This is a genomic window from Treponema porcinum (genome assembly GCF_900167145.1).
In the GTDB taxonomy this organism is placed as follows: domain Bacteria; phylum Spirochaetota; class Spirochaetia; order Treponematales; family Treponemataceae; genus Treponema_D; species Treponema_D porcinum.
Window position 1 is genome coordinate 36925 of record NZ_FUWG01000014.1, and the last position, 17099, is coordinate 54023.

A 17099-nucleotide genomic window follows, 5' to 3' on the forward strand; every position below is an offset into this window, starting at 1 on the left:
TTTTACCAATGTATTTTATTTATCCTTTTCTGCAAAAGGATTATATTTAAAGCCAGACCATGACATACCAAGATGCGTTGAAAATTCCAGCGTATTCAATCGTACACCATGAACAATAACAGAAAGAAGGTTTAGAATCATATTCAAACCGTGACCGAACAGCACAAGTGCTGCAAATGCAACAAACAGAATTGCATGACCTAGCAAAGGTCCTGCCATCTCGTTTACGGTACCTGAAATAGCAGCACCGGCAAGACCGACAGCCCACAAGCGAATGTAGGAAACAATATCAGAAAATACGTTTACGACGCCGAGCAATACGGAAATAATGCTCTTGCAGCTTTCCAGAACTGACTTACCGATACTTCCTTCATAATTACTGAACACAAAACTCAGGACAAATCCGAAAGCAACAAGTCCAATTGAAATAAGACCTATCGGAATAGCGTATACGATTTCTGAGAAACTGAACAGAGAAGAACTTACAACCATTGAAAGAACAACATAGTACATACCCCAAAGCTGTAGCATTGAACCGAATTCTCCCAATACTTTCAAAGACTTCCTGTATCTGATCATTCCCTTTATATGAGCAACAGACAGCTGCAGGAACGCCAGCGTAAAGCAGAATATCTGGAGATTTTGTGCCGTTGTAAGCATTTCTTTTGACGCATCATCAGACCAGAACGGCAGCCACCCTACATCTGCATACGCATTTGAAATCTGCGGAATTGAAAGGTGAACAAGCCACTGCGGAAGCTGCTCCGGCTGCAAGCCGAACCAGGTACAAGTAACCGTTCCCCAGCACACTGTAGACAGACCCAAAAGAAGCATCAATCCTGACATAGGAGAAATGCCTTTTTTTGAAGCCAGCCCTTTCAAAATCATAACAATGGCTGCAAAAGTAACGATTAAACCGTATCCGCCGTCGCCGAAAATCATTCCGAAGAATATCGTAAAGAACAGAAGGAACCAGCCGGAAATATCATATTCATGATATCCTGGAACAGTACCCAAAAAGTCAGTAAGCGGATAAATCAAGCTTACCAGTTTATTGTTCTTTAACTTAGTCGGAACTTCATCTTCCTCATCCGGATCGCAGTATGCCATAGCCCAGGAATTTTCTTTTACGGCGTTCTGAAGAACCTCCATAGAATCTACCGGCACAAATCCGGAAATCCAGGCCAGGTCAGAAATTTTACCGTCCTCTTCTTTTCCCATTCCAGAATAAACAGTTTCAAACTGAATATCACTTTCAAGCGATTTTTTGAAACCGTCAATCATATCCTTATAAATTGCCTCTTCCAAAAGCGCCTTGTCTATGCCGGCAATTTTAGCCTCGTCATCTTCAATGCGCCGTGCAATTTCAGCTGTAGAAACAGCAGGCATAGGAACTTCGTATGCTTCCGGCGGAATAGCAGCAGGACGTTCGTCACCACCGTTTACCAGAAGAAAGCGGACAGTCTTTTTTGCACGGTTCACGCTGATTGTTACAGCAGAACTGTCAACCAACGAATATTTATCTTCCGGAATTTCAAACAGCCGCAGGCTGATATTCTTTTCTTTCAGATATGCAAAGTCATCAGGATTAACTTCACCCCATAGTGCAAAACGGTCAAGTTCAACGGAATCATTCGAAATTTCTTCCAGAAGCCTTTTTTTCTGCTCTGTCAGAGAAATAACATTAACGCATTTCTCTGCAATTTCCTGATTTGAAAGAGATGCAGGCTGTCCGTGCTTTTTAGGTACTTTTACCTCTGCAAGAACAGCACTTGCATTCATAGCGTTATTCGAAGCCTCTTTGTACGCGGCAAATTTTTCACCGTTTCCTTCAAGTTGCTCCAAATGAACGACACCTATTTTCTTCAGCTGCTCCAATGCCTGCCTGCGTTCCTTATTAAGAACGACAATGGAGACTTTTTTCATTGGTACAATCATTCAGCAGCCTCCTGTGCAGCATCGGCATTCGCCTGAAGTTTTTTCTTTGAAATCTTGCTCCGTACAACGGAAGCAACCTGCTCGTCACCAAGATATACAGAAATCTTCTTGATATTCGCTTTTGTTTCAGGAATCTTTACTTTCTCAAACAGATTGACACGCTGTGTAGTCGTGCGCAGTTCCTGAGAAAGAAGCCTGACCTGCTCATCAAGAACATCAGCCTCCAGATCAAGCGACAAAGCCTTTTCCATCCTGTCAGCAGCCAGGTCAATCCATAAAGGAGTTTCGTACAAATCATAGTCGCCGCGGCTGAAATCAGCACCTTCGTAGACCGGAATCGTAACGCCCGCAATGTTTCCAAAACCTTTCTTTATATTGCTGACTGTAACCATATCCGGCTTAAACGCGTCCTCTTCACCGAAAACGGAAATCCATTCACTGAACTCCTTTTCCAAAGCAACGCGCTGTGCCCTTACTTCCCTAGCCTTAGCTTCAATAGTACGAATTTCTGTCTGGAGCTGCTGTTTTTTAAGCGTTAAAGTCGGAAGGTACCGCTGGTACATTTTCAGCGCATCTTTCTGAACTTTCTGCTCATTTTTAGTCAGCTTTATTTTTGCCATACAGTTTCCTTACCGCTTAGTTCTTTTTTGGCCAGTATTTTTCAACCAAAGCAGATTTTATACCTGTCTCGGAAGGTTCAAAACAGTCTGCAAGAATCTTCCAGCCAAGGTCGAGCGCATCCTCCAAAGGTATATTCTTTGAAAGATCCATCATCTCATCTTCAAACTCCTTGCCGAATGCAAGCAGTTTTTCATCCCAGGCACTCATATTGAAACCCATTGATTTTTTCTCAAGGGTATCTTTATAGTTTGCATACAGACGGATCATTCCGTCCATAAGGGCACGATGATCATCGCGTGTAGAATTATTAACATTCTGCTTCAAGCGAGACAGAGAACCGAACGGCTCAATGCGTCCGCCTTTTAGGTAATACTGACCTTCAGTAATATAACCAGTGTTATCCGGAACCGGATGAGTAACGTCATCACCAGGCATTGTCGTAACGGCAAGAACAGTTACAGAACCGGCATTATCAAAGTCAACAGCCTTTTCATAGCGGCTTGCCAGCTGAGAATACAAATCTCCAGGATAACCGCGATTTGAAGGAACCTGCTCCTGTGTGATAGCGATTTCTTTCATAGAATCCGCAAAGTTCGTCATATCAGTAAGAAGAACAAGAACGTCCTTTCCCTGAAGAGCAAACTGTTCGGCAACCGCAAGCGAAAGGTCAGGAATTTTCTGACATTCTACAGTCGGATCGGCAGCCGTATGAATGAACATAACAGTTCTTGAAAGCGCACCACCATTTTCAAGCGTATTCTTAAAATACAGGTAGTCATCATATTTTAGACCCATACCGCCAAGAACGATTACGTCAACTTCCGCCTGCATAGCAATACGCGCAAGCAACTGGTTGTACGGTTCACCTGAAATAGAGAAAATCGGCAGCTTCTGAGAAACAACCAGTGTATTAAATACATCTATCATCGGAATACCAGTTCTTATCATACGGCGCGCCATGATACGCTTAGAAGGGTTTACTGACGGACCACCAATCGGCACAAGGTTATCAGCAAGTGAAGGACCGTTATCGCGTGGCTCGGCAGAACCGTTGAAGATGCGTCCAAGAAGATTATCACTGAAGCTGACTTCCATTCGGTGTCCAAGGAATCGTATGTGGTCACCGGTATTAACACCGCGTCCGCCGGCAAAAACCTGCAATGAAACAATATCGCCGTCAATTTTATTTACTTCCGCCAGTGATTTTCCGTACACTGTCTCGATTTCTGCAAGCTCGCCGTATGCAACGTTTGTTGCACGTACTGTAATAACGCTGCCGACGATGGATTCAATTCTACTATATACTTTATTCATTATTCACCATCCTTGAGCAATGCCGCTGCCTCAGCCTGAAGAGTACCTTTCTTTGACGCATACAGTGCATCAATTTCAGCCTCTTTAGTCTTGAAATCAGCTGAATTCCATTCGATATAATTCCAGTCAAGGAACTTCTGGCGAATCTGGTTGAAGAATGTACGTGCAGAATCCTTATCCTCAAGGTCAAAATCAGAACCAAGAACAGCAAGGACTTTATTGAACGTATAATTCTGGCGTTCAACAGTAACAGCAGCGTCAACTTCATCAAACGAGTTCTGCTGGAAATAAACGTAATCCAGGAATTCACTCTTCATATAATAGATAAAGTCTTCGGTAGAAGTTCCTTCCTCACCTACAACTTTCATCATCTGGTTTACTTCAACTCCGCGTTTATAGACATTGCGCGAGAATGCAACCTTAGGCTCAACTACGACGCCATTGTACTTTGACCACGATGCAATCGGATCAATTGAAGGGAATTTTCGCGCATCAGAACGCTCACGTGTAAGACCGTGGAATGCACCAACAACTTTTAGTGTTGCCTGAGTAACAGGTTCTTCAAAGTTACCGCCGGCAGGAGATACAGTGCCGCCGATAGTTACAGAACCGAACGAACCGTCGCGAAGGCGTACATATCCTGCACGCTCGTAGAATGCAGCAATATATGATTCAAGATAAGCCGGGAATGCTTCTTCGCCTGGAATTTCCTCAAGGCGACCTGACATTTCGCGCAAGGCCTGAGCCCAACGAGATGTTGAGTCTGCAAGAAGAAGGACATGAAGTCCCATCTGGCGATAATACTCCGCCAATGTAACGGATGTATAAACAGAAGCCTCGCGTGAAGCAACAGGCATCGATGAAGTATTACAGATAATAATAGTACGTTTCATCAAAGATTCACCTGTACGAGGATCTTTCAATTCTGGAAATTCCTTGATTGTTTCTACAACTTCACCGGCACGTTCACCGCAGGCTGCAATAATAACAATATCAACGTCCGCATTGCGAGAAGTCGTATGCTGAATGACGGTTTTTCCGGCACCGAACGGTCCAGGAATACAGTATGTACCCCCTTTTGCGACAGGAAAGAACGTATCAATAAGCCTTGTTTTCGTAACCATTGTTTCTGTAGGAGCAAGACGCTCTGCATAGCAGTCAACAGCACGCTTAACAGGCCATTCAAAGCACATTGTAAGCTTGTACTCAGTTCCCTTCTCGTCCGTAATGACAGCCATCGTATCATTGATTGTATACGAACCGGCCGGCGTTACTTCCTTAACCGTATAAGTTCCAAGAAATCCGAACGGAACTAAAATCTTATGGGTAAACGGACCTTCAGGAACAGAACCGATAGAATCGCCGCGAAGAACTGTATCACCCGGATTAACGGACGGAGTCCATTCCCATTTTACAGTTTTTGAAAGAGAATCAACGTATACACCCCTTTCAAGGAAGAATCCTGCCTGTTCCGCAACAAGCGGCAGCGGATTTTGCAAACCGTCATACACCTGACCAAGAAGTCCCGGTCCCAGCAAAGCAGAAAGCAGATTTCCTGTAAACTCTACAACATCGCCGGCTTTTATCCCCTGCGTCATTTCATAAATCTGCATCTGGGCAACGTTTCCGCGAATACGGATTACTTCACCCTTTAATTTTTTGCCCTCAACGTTTACGTAGGCAACTTCGTTCATGGAAATGTTTCCGTCAAATTCAACGGAAACCATATTACCATTGATACCGACTACTTTTCCTTTTGTATCCGTCATATCGTTTCTCCAAGTATAGTATCATAGATTTTGTGATAAGAATCCGTGCCTTTTTCCTTATCAAATTTCTTCATCCGTTCAACGAGCATCAGCCTGATTCCGTAGGCAAAGACGGCATCTACTGAAAAACTGTCCAAAGGCTGAATATCATTCAATACATTTATTCTGTATTCAAAAAGAAATTGTTCTGCAGACAAAGGACTGTCCATACCGACAGCAGTTCTAGCAGCCTGAATAATATCCTGTGTACAAGAAACAGGTATCGGTCCAAAATCTTTCTTCATTTTCTGTGCACGAACCTGGCACAATGCATAGCGCAGGCAACGCTCAAACTCATACCATTTGTCAAGAAAAGCAGAGCCTGTTTTTACAGCAGTTCTAGGCGCTTCCAGAGAAAGCTGATTTAAAACGGCCAGACTTTCACTGTCAAGAAATCGGGAACATAAATCCCGGTAATATTTTTCTGTTATCGGCAGCGTTGATTTTTCCCCAGCAGCAGAAATATCAGGAAGCTGTGAAACAAGATAATATTGATTTGCCACTAATTATTTCCTTTTGCAGCGTTTTTCATAAGGGCTGCAACACGAGGATTAAGATAAGCCGTGAACAGATCTGCAACGGCTTCTGCTGAATAATCATAATAAGCAGCACCATTGTTCACGCCGATGCGGAAACCGGCAGAAAGAGTTTTGTCTGCCTTAACTTCCATTCCTTTTGAAAGTTCTGCCTTCAAGGCAGCCTTGAACTCACCTTCCAGCTCCTTGCAGTCTTTTTCGCTGAGAAGAACGGAAAGTTCGGAAGCATCGCTGTTTTTGCACCACGCTTTTACAGTTTCAGGAACAAGCGTCTTGAGCATATCTGCTGAATATGCTTTTGCACACTCCGACTGCACGAACGAATCGAGTTCAGAAACAAGTGAATCCCTGAATTCCAGAAGCATATTTCGACACGCCTGAGTTACGGCATCATCGCTTGCTTTTTCAAGCCGTGCAATTTCTGCCTTAGAATTCTTTACTAATTCATCTGATTTTTTCTGTGCATCTTCGATTATTGCAACAGCCTTTTTTTCAGCTTCTTCTATAATCTTGGAAGCCTGCTGTTCAGCGGTTGCAACACCATCTTTTTTAATCTTGTCAATTAACTCTTGTAATTGGATATCCATTTCTACCCCACTTAAGTCATTCAAAAATGTATACAATAACGATAATACTAAAAACCCGATTTTTCAACAGAAATAAAAAAATTTTATAAATAAAAAATCCTGTCAGAAAAATGAAAATTTATACTCTGTTATGCCTGTATAAATCTGTCCCGGATTTAAAATGACTGACGGAAATTCCGGTCTGTTCGGGGAATCAGGAAAATTCTGCGTTTCAAGACAGACTGCATTGAACGGCATATAGCAGGCACCATATTTTCCGGGAAGATATTTTACAAATTGCGCCGTATACAGCTGGACGCCCTCTGCATTTGAAGAAACGGACATTTTTATACGGGAAGAAAAATCACTAAGTTCTGCAACGCGGACAAGCGGAGACTGTGCAGACGGAATTCCGGAATCAGGAGAAAAAGCATCAGTTACAAAACAGTCATCGTATCCTTCGGGCATTTTGTCAAAATCTGCGCCAATTTCTTTAGGTTCAAGGAAATCATAAGGCGTATTCCGTACGTCAATCATTGTTCCTGTAGGAATGTTTCCGTCCGCTGTTTCAAGAACTTTTGAGCAGAATAACTGAAGTACGTTTTTACGGATATCGCCTGCACTGCTTAAATTAAAATACGAATGATTTGTTATGCTCACAGGAGTAGCCTTGTCTGTTTCTGCGCGGAAACACATCGTAAGGACGGCATTTTTATCTATAAGATATTCCACCGTAACAGAAAGAGTACCAGGAAATCCCTGATAGCCGTCAGAAAATACATTCCTAAACTGAATGCCGGAAGCACCCTTCCGCCTGATGAATTTTCCCTTCCATAGAGTATTTTCCCAGCGCGGAAAACCGCCGTGCAGGCAGCTGCCGCCGCAGTTGTCAAAAAGCTGGAATTTCTTACCGTTCAGCGAAAATGATGCACCGCTTATTTTATTTGAATACCGCCCGATAACAGCGCCGAAACTTCCCCAGCTGCGCGCATATCCGTCAAGAGTAGAAAATCCAAGCACTACGTCAGTCTGCTTTCCGTGCGGATCGGTAATGACAAGCGATGTCAGGGCACAGCCAAAATCAGTGGCAGACATAGAAACACCGCCTTCGCAAACGGTGAACAAACTGGCTTTCTGACCATCAGAAAGAGTCCCGAAAAACTGTTTTTTAAAACGCATTAAACATCTCTCTCCACAGATAAAGCAAACTGAACTTCAGTAGTTGAACAGAAAAGCTTTTGCGCAATCTGCTCTACAGACATACCGGAGTCAAAAAGAGCAAGCATTTCTGATTTTAAATCAGTTTTTGAAAGCGGAACCGGCTTCTCCCTGACAAAAACATCTGGAGTCACTACAGGAATTTCTGCATAGGAAGCACCGTCCGGCGTTACAGTTACCGCCGTGTCTGCACGCACAGGATTTTCCTGCGGCTCGTCATCAAAAAGCGTTTTCTGGGCAACGGCATTAAGTTCATTCCGTCCGCTTTCCGTAATGGAAACAGTTTTTTCGGAAACGGCAGCAGCATTTCCCAGACCTGAAAATCCCGGCGCTCCCGGAACTTTTGCCTTTCCGTAGGCATCAAGCGCTTTTTTCAATGCGCCCCCGGATCTTGCCGCAGACTGAGCACCTGACAGTTTACTCTGAAATTCAGAAAGTTCAGCACCCTGCTTTTCCAGATCCATAAGCAGCCTGATTTTTCTATCCGCTTCTTTTATAAGTCCCTGAAGATTATTTATTTTTCCGTCAATTAAAGTTATGTTTCTGTCTGCGTTGCGATTTAAATCCGTAACAATTTTATTGCATTCGCTTTTTGCAGCCTCGATGATGCCGTCCGTCGTAAAAAGTTTTTTAAAATTCCTGAGAAAAAGCAGCCACGTTACAATATTGAACACACAGAGAAAAACTACAAGATACACCATAAACTACCTCGTTATATCAATATGCTGACCCAAATATGATTCTTTCAGCCTGTTCTGAGCTGTATTCTCCGCTTCAGAGTCCTGTTCGTCCGGACTTTTTTCCTTTTTTTTCTGCTGCTGCCCGGAGTTATTCTTGCCGTTCTGATTTATTCCGCCCAACTTTGACTGTTCTTCTGCCTGTTGTACTTTTTCTGCCTGTTCCTGATTTTGACGGATAATTCCTGCCTGCTGCATTGATTCAGAAAGTTGTACTCCCTGCTGCTGATGTGCAGCCTGACGTGCCACATTTGAAAGCTGAGAATACATCGTCTGAAGGTCAATCGGCTGCAGTCCCATCAGTTATATCCTTCCGGTCCTTTTGAAACGTCAAGTACAGGCGGCTCATATTTTGCGCGCTTTGCAAATGACGCTTCATAATAAAACGTACAGTTTTTCACTTCCGTATGAATTTCATCAAGGACGTCACGCACGTAGATTTTTGTTCCCGGATATGTAATTCCTTCAACCTTTACCCTGCCGGCAGCCTTCAATTCCCTTAAATGCTCCTGCAAAGATTCGATTTCCTTAGACATCGACTTGGACTCTCCGATAATCTCGTGTTTACGCGTGACGAGTTTCTGAAGGTTTGCCTCTTTGTCTTTTGGAAGGGAACGCCTGATTTTTTTCTGATTTTCAAGAGTAGCAATGTCAAGATCAAGATTTTCCAGTTCCTTGACAAGAACGCTCTGACTTTCAAGAAGTTCGTCAAGTTTTTTCTTTGCACGCGGATCTACGCCTACCGTCAAAGTAGTCGTCGTTCCTCCGCCGGCAGAACCAACCGTACGCGCACAGATTTCCTCCGTAGCAAACAGGTTTCCGCCTGTTATCTGGGCTTTTTTTCCATAAACAACAATATTTTTCATTGCAGAAACATCACAGTTCATAAGGGAATCTGTCGCAACAAGATTTTCCTCAACGTCAATCTTCATTTCCTGCACGAATTTTACCCAAAGTGACTTTCCGCACTTGATATGCCCTTCGTTTTTTCCAAAAACACCCTGATGAATGATGATGTTTCCGTCCGCCTCTATAACGGATTTTCCGACCGTTCCGCCGATGTCAATATCACCGGAAGCCTTTACGCTGAATCCGTCCTCAACATTTCCGCGGATAATGACAGTTCCAAGAAAATTAACATTTCCTGATTTTATGTTCACCGCATCAAGATTTAAAATCGGCTCGACAGTTATCTTGCCGTTCACAAGAAGAACCTGACCGTCTTCTTTTGCAACTATCGTTACGCCATCTTTTTCAAAATCAACATTCTGACCAAGCTGAACGGGAATATCCTTGCCGTTTTTCGCTTCAAGATACCTTCCAAACAAAGTTTTTCCGCCGTGTCCGCGCGTTGCAAGAACTTTTGTTGCAAGCACCTGCCCTTTTACAACATTCTGAATGCGGTTCAGCTCCTTAAAATCAACTTTTCCTTCAGCAGATTCACGCGCCTTAAGCTTAGACTGGTCGATTTCAAAATTATACGAAAGATATGAATCCTTGCCGTCTTCCGGCAAGATAGCAGAAGCCACCTCAAAAGGAGAAGAATATATAGGATTGTCAACAAACTCATTTATTCTGTCCATATTTATTCCGGCGACAATTCCCTGCGCTTTCAACGCAGCCTCAATCTGTTCGGCAGAAACATCTGCACCGCTCATTGCAGGCGGATCGACAACTATCGTACCGTGCATTTCATCCTTTGAAATATCAACGGAAATAGAGGCATCCGAAGCGGAAATATGCTTGTACAGTCCGATTTCTTCGTATTTTTCGTCCGTACCTTTTTTCAAGAATTTCTCTATTTTTTTCTGGTCAAAAAATTCAGTGTCAGCACGCTGAACAAGGGCAAGAACGTCTTTTTCATCAATAGGACGACCTTTACCGACGGGAAGAAGAACTTTCAGCATTATGGAAGTACCGAATCTCCGCACATAGAAAAGTCCGTCACGAGATTCATCACGGTCAGCTTCTCCGGAAGTTCCTGAAGCAAACAAGTCGTCTTCAGAAGCAGCCTTTGCCTTCATAATTGACTCTGGATTTTGATAAATCCTCAGTTTCCAGGGCTTTTTTCCTATTCCCAGAAATCCGTTGCTGCCGCGTTCAACTACTTCGTATTCAAGGCAGCTGGTCTTCATATCAAGCTGAACGGATGCATCAGCCAGCGCTTCATCTATCGTAGAGGCATTGACTTCCACGTGATGAAGTTCCGAATCTATGCTGAGACGCTTCTGCATTTCTTCACGGATTTTCTCAATAGAAACCATTGTTACATAATTCCTTTGCGGACGTTCGTAAGTTTTGCCCGGAGCCGCAGATTCGCCTTTGTATGAAGCTGTGAAATTCTTGATTCGCTTACATCAAGAACTTCGCCGATTTCTTTAAACGTCAAATCTTCATGATAATACAGAACTATTACCATTTTTTCCTTTTCAGGAAGTTCGTTTATTGCCTGAATAATGACTTTACGGATTTCCTCGCGCTCGGCAATGACATCAGGATTCATACTAGAAGGAGATTCTATGCTGTCACCGATAGACATACTGTCAGAATCATCGCCGGAATACCACACTTCATTTAGGGAAAGAATACTAGTACCGGAAACTTTCATTACGGTGCGGTGATATTCGTCCTCGCTCATCTTAAGCGACTGCGCAATCTCCGCATCAGTAGCCGTTCGTCCAAGTCGGGCTTCAAGAGAAACAATTGCGTCCTCAATCTCGCGCGATTTCTGACGGACAGAACGCGGAACCCAGTCAATCTGGCGAAGTTCATCAAAAATCGCTCCGCGAATTCTTGTTACCGCATATGTTTTAAACTTAACGCCTTTATCCGGATCATATTTATTGATTGCATCAAGTAATCCGAACTGTCCGAATCCGACTAAATCATCAAATTCAACGCTGTTCGGCATTCCTACTGCAATCTTGCCGGCAACATATTTCACCAAAGGCATATACTGGCGGATAAATTTATCCCGTAATTTTGAAGATTTAGTTTTCTTGAATTCTTCCCAAAGCAAATCTTCTTCTTTCTCATCATTCACAGATTTCAATTCAATATCTTCTTCCATACGTTCCTTACCTTAACCAGAATCTGGAATTAATTATCTTTAGCAAGCAGGGTACTTATTGCTTTTGCCATTACCGCAGCGTCCTGCCCTTCCGCAATTTCATCAGCGCTTTTTTCCTGACCGGAATGACCGGAAGGATTAAATGCTCCGTCAGCATCAGGTTCAGAATTTTCCGAAACAGATACACTGGAAATGCCCGACGTTGAAATTGATTCAAGATCAGGCAATATATCCAGAGGTTCATTATCATCCGAAGACGGAGATGCTTCAAAACTGTCAGACACTTCCGCTTTTTTCTCATTGCTTTTTATTTCATTCATTGATTTTGCTTCCGTACCGGAAAGCGTATCAGGTTTTTCCACAAGCGACACAGGAACAAAACCGGCGGAATCTCCGTTCTGGCGGGCAATTTCTTCCTGCAGGGAAGAATCTTCCTGTTCAGCAGACGGATTTTTGTTTTCAGGAGAAACATCGTCATCATAAAGCATCTGATGATTGTTTCCTACAAAAAACTGGGCGTCATTATCATCATCAGAAAGTTCCTCGTCTTCTACATAAAAATCAACGGAATGTTTTTCAGAGCCAGTTCCGGAAGCAGACACAGCCTCCGTACCGGCAGACTGATCCGCCTGACAGTCAATATCAAGTACTTTTTCAAAGACAAACTGGAGTCCCACTGCAAGAAAAGCAAAGACAAGCGCAAAAATCAATGCGTGCAGGAAAATTACTCCTGCCGGCGAAGAATGAGAAATCAATCCGGAAATAAGGGAAAGCAGAAAACCGAAAATTGAAAATCCGGCTATAAATTTTACATTTTTCATTTCCACCTCCCGTCTAAAATCAATACAAAATAGTATATATCAATTCTTTTCAAAAATACAGTCTTTTTTTCTATTTACTCTTTTTTGAAAGGAATTTCTTGAGAAAATTCGATACTCCATCATTTCCTGACGTATCAGTTTTTTCTATGCGTCCGACAATATGCTTAAGGCAGACTGACGGCTTTGCAGTCGGATTAACTACGATAAACGGCTTCTGCCTGATTACAGACGCCTGTACAACAGGATCATCATACACAAAGCCGATATAATCCACCTTATAGCCGAGGAACTGACCTACAATAGTAATAATCCGGTCAGAAATACGCTTTCCCTCGTCGGCAGAATGTACGCGGTTTACCAGAAGCTTAAGGTTTACAGGACGGTCAACAATCTCCGTCGTAATTATTTTTATAATTCCGTACGCATCGGTAATAGCAGTAGGCTCAGGCGTCGTTACGACATACACTTCATCTGCCGCCGCAACGAACTGAAGTACGTTATTCGCAATTCCTGCGCCGGTATCGATAATGATAATATCTGCATTTCCAAGAGTACTGAACTGCTTTGCAAAATACCCGAGTTCCTCAACGCTCAGATTGGCAATTTTAGAAAAACCGTTTGCACCTGCAATAAATTTAATTCCGAACTCGGTATCAAGGATAATTTCCTTCATCGTTTTCTTCTTGTTGATTACGTGCATCAGGTTGAACTGCGGAACTACATTCAGAAGAACATTAACGTTTGCCATACCCAGGTCACCGTCAATCAGAATGACTTTTTTTCCAAGCTGAGCATAGGCAATCGCCATATTGACAGCAACATTTGTCTTTCCTACGCCGCCCTTTCCGCTGGTTATCGCAATAATACGCGTCTTGTGGTTACTGTCAGCCGAATTTCTAGATTCTGTACTTATTGCATCTGAAAAATCGCTGTTCATCAATTCTCTTAGATCGTCTGCCTGCTCTTCCATTACTGTTCTCCAAGTATATCATCTTTATTGAATTTGTCCTCAATATGAACTCTGTCTATTGCAAAGCCTTCAAGGCGCTTTAGAAATTCCACAACGTCCGCTTTCGCGATTGTCTGAGTTATCTTCTGTCCGTTCGTTATGTATGAAATGCTTTTATGGCGCTCGTGAAGCACGCTGATTACGTTGCCGTACTGCTCCGATTCGTCGCATTTCGTAATTATTACAGACTGATACCCGAACGGCTCATAATTCTGCATAATCGTATTAAGGTCGCGTGCTTTTGTAGAAGCTGTCACCGTCAGATACACATCAGGGTTCATTCCCTGAACGGAAAGCATAGTTTTCATATCAGCAAGATGCTGTGCGTCATTCGGACCGTAGCCGCCGGTGTCTATAAAAATCGCATCGGAATAATCCTTGTATTCTTCGTACAATTTCTGCACATCCTCATTCGTCTGCGCCTTGAGTACGTTCTTGCCTATAACCTCGCCGAATCTGGAAAGCTGTTCCATCGCACCGACACGCATTGTATCTGTCGTAATAAAGCAGAAATTCAAAGTCTTATTGTTTTTCTTTGCCGCACGCATAAACATTGTCGCAAGTTTTACAAGAGTAGTTGTTTTTCCAACGCCGGTAGGTCCTACAAGAATAACGACATGCGGCTTACGGTGAACTTTTTCGGGCGCAATCGAAATTGACTCGCCAATCCAATCCACTACGGCACGCTGAACTTTTGAAAAATCTTCAAGATCATCCCAGGGAAAAGTTTTTTTGAGTTTCTCAGTGATTTCCTGAATATAGCCGAATGTAAATTCATTATCACCGAGCAGTTCCTGTATACGCTGTATTGACGGATGAATGTCACTGCCTGCAACGGCAGTACCGGATTTTACACGTTCGGCAAGTTCCTCTATCTGCTTTGACAAATTGCTTATCTGCGTACTGACAATAGCATTTTCTACAGAACCAGTATTCTTTTTGAGAATTTCGTCTCTGTTTCGTAAAAAATCATCGTTTTTTGCAATGCCGGTTTCGTCAACAGAAGGCGCAAATAACCTGTCCGCCTGCGGAGGAACAGCAGAATTCCTGTTTTTTACAATATATGACACTTCAATAATCTCTTTCTGGCGAATAAGCCCCCACAAACCAGTCTGCGGAATGCTACGCTTGCTGATGATGGAATAATCGTTACCGTACTCATTCCAAAGCTGAGCACGGGCTTCCTCAATATTTTTTGCCCTGATAGTAAGCACTGTTTCACCCTTATCGTTATTCATCATCTTTACACAAATCCTTACCGTTCAGTTTTTTCACCAGGCACTTCAGACCGATAATTAACGGCATTACTTTCGCCTTCACCAGAATAACCGTTTTGTTCAGTTATTTCACCAAGAACTACAACCCCTATGCTGTTTCCTGCCGCAAGAATTTCCTTTTCGGAAATAACAACAACACCCGGCATTTCCCTTTCTATTGAAGAACGAACCAGCTGCCTTATGACAGACGAACACATAATGACCGGCATATACCCCTGACTGCGGCTTTCCTGAAGCGCAGAACTTGCACACTGAATCCACGCCCTGCCGTCAACCGGGTCAAACGCGGCAAACGGCTTTGAACCGTCAGAAGGAAACTGCGCATGGTCAAGGAATTTCTGCGACCAGCCCTGCGACAAATTGACAACGCGAATTTTTCTGTCGGCATCTGCATACTGAAGGCATATCTGCAAGCCAAGCGATTCCCGGACTTTTTCAACCAGTTCCCAGGTATTTGTCGTTATAGAACCGTAGTTTGCAATAGTTTCAAGAATGACGACCATATTCCTGATAGAAACCTGCTCATCCAGCAGACCCTTCAATATTTTTTCTATATCGCCGTAAGAGAACTTGAATTTATCGCCGTTCATCACCTCATCAACGACAATCGGATTAGTTTTCTTAACTTCATTTACCAAAAGCGAAACTTCCTGCCGTCCTAAAATCTCGGAAGCGTGTGCGCGGATTGTTTCAGTTAAATGCGTAGCGATAATCGTAGGCGGATCTACAACTGCATAACCAGCCTGTTCCGCCTCGCTCCGCTGCTCTTCAGGAACCCAGATTGCCGGCATACCGAACGCAGGATCTTTTGTAGTCTCGCCCTTAAGTTCCTCCGTTACCGAGCCGGTATTCATACACATATAATAGCCCAGCCGGATTTTGCTTTTTCCTGCCTCAATTCCACGGATTTTAAAACTGTATTCGTTAGGGTCAAGATTCATATTGTCAATAATCCTGATTTTAGGAACTGGAAGACCGATATCAAGCGCGGCTTCCCGGCGGATACGCGATATGCGCTCAAGCAGTTCGGCACCTTTCTCCTTGTCAACAAGCGGAATAAGCGCATATCCAAGCTCAAGTGAAAGAGGATCAAGCGGTGCAACAGAATCATTTTCCGTGCTTCCGGCAGTTTTTGCACCTTCAGCTTTTGCCGCAGCCTCCGCAGCAGCAGCTTTTGCAAGTTCGGCAGATTTCTGCTTTGAAAGGCGGAAACCGTAATAAATCAAAAGACCGCCCACTGGCAGCAGATATATCATCGTATTATTATGGAATACAACGCCCATTACAACGAGCGCCGCTCCGACAATCTCATAAACAGTACCGTCAATAGTAAATTCCTTGATGATTTTTTCACCAAGACTCTCCTCCGATTTATCGCCGGTTACAAGAATACCAGTTGCAAACGAAAGCATAAGCGACGGCAGCTGACTGAGAAGTCCGTCACCAATAGTAAGATGCGCATACAGATTAAGGGATTCCGTAAACGACAGATTGTTCTGCACCATTCCGACGATAAAACCGCCGACAAGGTTTATTACCGTAATGAAAATACCGGCCTTCACGTTTCCTGAAACAAACTTGGATGAACCGTCCATATTGGAGTAAAAGTCGATGTCGCGGCGGATTTCATCTTTTAAGTGCTTCGCCTCATCTTCCGTAATGTAGCCGGAGTTAAGCTGGTTATCAATATCAAAGAGTTTTTGATTCATTGAATCAAGGGTGAAGCGCGCGGCAACTTCACTTACGCGGCCTGCACCTTTTGTGATTACAAGAACCTGAACGACAATAAGAATAATAAAAATTACAAAACCGATGACAATGTTGTCACCGGCAACAATATTCGCAAATGCCTGCACCATTGCGCTCTGATTACTGCGGAGCGCATTTATTCCGCGCGATCCGTCCGCCGCAAGAATAAGCCTTGTTGATGAAATGTTAATTCCAAGACCGAAAAGCGTTACAAAAAGAATTATCTGTGGAAAAGAAGAAAAACTTGACGCACGCGGAGTATACACAACAACAAGCAGAATGATTATTGAAAAAGCAAGGTTGAGCGTCATCAGAACGTCAATAAAACTTTTTGGAAGGGGCAAAACGAGCATAAGTATTACGACAACAGCCACAACACCTATAAAATTCTGCATTAAAAATTGTAAAAACGATCTCCTATTTTCGTTTGCCATT

Annotated in this window: 15 protein-coding genes; all 15 read right to left on the reverse strand. The window is 43.2% G+C overall.

The features are described 5' to 3' along the window. Positions 1-15 precede the first annotated feature (15 nt). On the reverse strand, positions 16-1938 hold the full coding sequence (locus tag B5D55_RS09295; RefSeq protein ID WP_078933742.1) for a V-type ATP synthase subunit I: 1923 nt from the start codon (positions 1936-1938) through the stop codon (positions 16-18). Beyond that, on the reverse strand, positions 1935-2558 hold the full coding sequence (locus B5D55_RS09300) for a V-type ATP synthase subunit D (RefSeq protein WP_078933743.1): 624 nt from the start codon (positions 2556-2558) through the stop codon (positions 1935-1937). The genes B5D55_RS09295 and B5D55_RS09300 overlap by 4 nt, the downstream gene beginning before the upstream one ends. A 16-nt stretch (positions 2559-2574) precedes the next feature. Next, the gene (locus B5D55_RS09305; protein ID WP_078933744.1) at positions 2575-3873 is read right to left on the reverse strand and encodes a V-type ATP synthase subunit B; all 1299 of its coding nucleotides are present in this window, start codon (positions 3871-3873) and stop codon (positions 2575-2577) included. After that, positions 3873-5642 carry a V-type ATP synthase subunit A gene (locus B5D55_RS09310; RefSeq protein WP_078933745.1) on the reverse strand — a complete coding sequence of 590 codons (1770 nt, stop codon included), beginning with the start codon at positions 5640-5642 and terminating at the stop codon, positions 3873-3875. The genes B5D55_RS09305 and B5D55_RS09310 overlap by 1 nt, the downstream gene beginning before the upstream one ends. Continuing rightward, positions 5639-6184 (reverse strand): DUF2764 family protein, encoded by a 546-nt coding sequence (locus tag B5D55_RS09315; protein ID WP_078933746.1) that lies wholly within the window; start codon positions 6182-6184, stop codon positions 5639-5641. The genes B5D55_RS09310 and B5D55_RS09315 overlap by 4 nt, the downstream gene beginning before the upstream one ends. After that, positions 6184-6804: a V-type ATP synthase subunit E gene (locus tag B5D55_RS09320; protein WP_078933747.1), complete on the reverse strand. Its 621-nt coding sequence runs from the start codon at positions 6802-6804 to the stop codon at positions 6184-6186. The genes B5D55_RS09315 and B5D55_RS09320 overlap by 1 nt, the downstream gene beginning before the upstream one ends. Before the next feature lie 102 nt (positions 6805-6906). Next, positions 6907-7962 carry an aldose epimerase family protein gene (locus B5D55_RS09325; protein WP_078933748.1) on the reverse strand — a complete coding sequence of 352 codons (1056 nt, stop codon included), beginning with the start codon at positions 7960-7962 and terminating at the stop codon, positions 6907-6909. Then, complete coding sequence (locus B5D55_RS09330) at positions 7962-8702, reverse strand: hypothetical protein (protein ID WP_078933749.1); 741 nt, start codon at positions 8700-8702, stop codon at positions 7962-7964. Before B5D55_RS09330 ends, B5D55_RS09325 begins: the two co-directional genes overlap by 1 nt. A gap of 3 nt (positions 8703-8705) precedes the next feature. Beyond that, positions 8706-9038 carry a hypothetical protein gene (locus B5D55_RS09335; protein ID WP_078933750.1) on the reverse strand — a complete coding sequence of 111 codons (333 nt, stop codon included), beginning with the start codon at positions 9036-9038 and terminating at the stop codon, positions 8706-8708. Next, positions 9038-11002, reverse strand: a complete 1965-nt coding sequence (locus B5D55_RS09340; RefSeq protein ID WP_078933751.1) for a FapA family protein — start codon at positions 11000-11002, stop codon at positions 9038-9040. Before B5D55_RS09340 ends, B5D55_RS09335 begins: the two co-directional genes overlap by 1 nt. Positions 11003-11004: 2 nt before the next feature. Continuing rightward, positions 11005-11808: an RNA polymerase sigma factor WhiG gene (gene whiG, locus B5D55_RS09345; protein ID WP_078933752.1), complete on the reverse strand. Its 804-nt coding sequence runs from the start codon at positions 11806-11808 to the stop codon at positions 11005-11007. Between the two features lie 29 nt (positions 11809-11837). Further along, entirely contained in the window at positions 11838-12629 is a 792-nt protein-coding gene (locus tag B5D55_RS09350; protein WP_078933753.1) for a hypothetical protein, read from the reverse strand. Between the two features lie 70 nt (positions 12630-12699). Continuing rightward, on the reverse strand, positions 12700-13599 hold the full coding sequence (locus tag B5D55_RS09355) for a MinD/ParA family protein (RefSeq protein WP_078933754.1): 900 nt from the start codon (positions 13597-13599) through the stop codon (positions 12700-12702). Beyond that, positions 13599-14879, reverse strand: a complete 1281-nt coding sequence (locus tag B5D55_RS09360; protein WP_078933755.1) for a flagellar biosynthesis protein FlhF — start codon at positions 14877-14879, stop codon at positions 13599-13601. The genes B5D55_RS09355 and B5D55_RS09360 overlap by 1 nt, the downstream gene beginning before the upstream one ends. A 14-nt stretch (positions 14880-14893) precedes the next feature. Beyond that, positions 14894-17098, reverse strand: a complete 2205-nt coding sequence (locus B5D55_RS09365) for a flagellar biosynthesis protein FlhA (protein WP_078933756.1) — start codon at positions 17096-17098, stop codon at positions 14894-14896. Position 17099 lies beyond the last annotated feature (1 nt).

What these genes read in the sequence shown, in the direction of transcription:
- B5D55_RS09295 (WP_078933742.1), bottom strand. Translation starts at nt 1,938, where the DNA reads ATGATTGTACCAATGAAAAAAGTCTCCATTGTCGTTCTTAATAAGGAA.
- B5D55_RS09300 (WP_078933743.1), bottom strand. Translation starts at nt 2,558, where the DNA reads ATGGCAAAAATAAAGCTGACTAAAAATGAGCAGAAAGTTCAGAAAGAT.
- B5D55_RS09305 (WP_078933744.1), bottom strand. Translation starts at nt 3,873, where the DNA reads ATGAATAAAGTATATAGTAGAATTGAATCCATCGTCGGCAGCGTTATT.
- B5D55_RS09310 (WP_078933745.1), bottom strand. Translation starts at nt 5,642, where the DNA reads ATGACGGATACAAAAGGAAAAGTAGTCGGTATCAATGGTAATATGGTT.
- B5D55_RS09320 (WP_078933747.1), bottom strand. Translation starts at nt 6,804, where the DNA reads ATGGATATCCAATTACAAGAGTTAATTGACAAGATTAAAAAAGATGGT.
- B5D55_RS09325 (WP_078933748.1), bottom strand. Translation starts at nt 7,962, where the DNA reads ATGCGTTTTAAAAAACAGTTTTTCGGGACTCTTTCTGATGGTCAGAAA.
- B5D55_RS09330 (WP_078933749.1), bottom strand. Translation starts at nt 8,702, where the DNA reads ATGGTGTATCTTGTAGTTTTTCTCTGTGTGTTCAATATTGTAACGTGG.
- B5D55_RS09335 (WP_078933750.1), bottom strand. Translation starts at nt 9,038, where the DNA reads ATGGGACTGCAGCCGATTGACCTTCAGACGATGTATTCTCAGCTTTCA.
- B5D55_RS09340 (WP_078933751.1), bottom strand. Translation starts at nt 11,002, where the DNA reads ATGGTTTCTATTGAGAAAATCCGTGAAGAAATGCAGAAGCGTCTCAGC.
- whiG (WP_078933752.1), bottom strand. Translation starts at nt 11,808, where the DNA reads ATGGAAGAAGATATTGAATTGAAATCTGTGAATGATGAGAAAGAAGAA.
- B5D55_RS09350 (WP_078933753.1), bottom strand. Translation starts at nt 12,629, where the DNA reads ATGAAAAATGTAAAATTTATAGCCGGATTTTCAATTTTCGGTTTTCTG.
- B5D55_RS09355 (WP_078933754.1), bottom strand. Translation starts at nt 13,599, where the DNA reads ATGGAAGAGCAGGCAGACGATCTAAGAGAATTGATGAACAGCGATTTT.
- B5D55_RS09360 (WP_078933755.1), bottom strand. Translation starts at nt 14,879, where the DNA reads ATGATGAATAACGATAAGGGTGAAACAGTGCTTACTATCAGGGCAAAA.
- B5D55_RS09365 (WP_078933756.1), bottom strand. Translation starts at nt 17,098, where the DNA reads ATGGCAAACGAAAATAGGAGATCGTTTTTACAATTTTTAATGCAGAAT.